The organism is Oleiphilus sp. HI0043 (assembly GCF_001634935.1).
In genome coordinates this window covers 1-727 of the sequence record NZ_LWEY01000210.1, presented here as the reverse complement: position 1 = coordinate 727, position 727 = coordinate 1, and the positions used below count along the sequence as shown (strand labels likewise).

At 43.3% G+C, this 727-nt stretch carries 1 protein-coding gene; it reads left to right on the top strand.

Going from position 1 to position 727, the window contains the following annotated elements; all coding sequences use genetic code 11:
* Positions 1-727 (top strand): TolC family protein (locus A3729_RS03460; RefSeq protein WP_197475522.1); only part of this gene is annotated, 727 nt, incomplete at both ends.

The window sequence follows — 727 nt, the reverse complement described above, 5'->3', positions numbered from 1 at the left end:
AGACACATTTGAATTTGATCAGGAGCCTATGACCCAATTACGGGTAGGCGTCAGACAAATGTTCCCCAAAGGCGACACCTTATCGCTGCGCGAAGATATTAACCAGGAGAAAGTGGGTCTTCAGACCGTCAAGCAGGAAGCTTACTGGATAGGGCGTAAACAAAGCATTGAAAAAGCTTGGTTAGAAGCTTGGTTTTGGCAGCAGAACATTGAACTCATTTCGGAAGACCGTGTATTTCTAGAGCAAATACATGAATTCATTCAATCATTATATGAAGTTGGCAGTAAGGATCAGAGCGACCTGATTGGCGCGGAACTCGAACTCATCAAGTTAGAAGAGCGTTTGATCAAAGCAAGACGAAGTTTTCAAAAGAATCTGGATAGCCTTAATACCCTCGCTAACGAAACGCTGACGAGTACTCAATTGCCAAAGAAATTGGAATCTTTTGATACTTCAACACTGACTTTGGCTAAATCAAACGACCTTGTTTCTTCCTTACAAAACCATCCAAAAATTCGTTTGATAAATCAGAAAATTAACATTGCAAAAAGCAAAGTGAATTTGACCGAGCAGTCTTTGGAGCCCTCTTATGGTGTGGAGCTAAGCTACGGCATGAGAAGTGGCGACAATATGGATGGGTCTTCTCGTGCCGACTTCTTTTCAGCGGGTGTGAGTGTTCAGTACCCCTTTTTCAATCGAGGTCAGCAATCCAGCCAGATCAGCGCG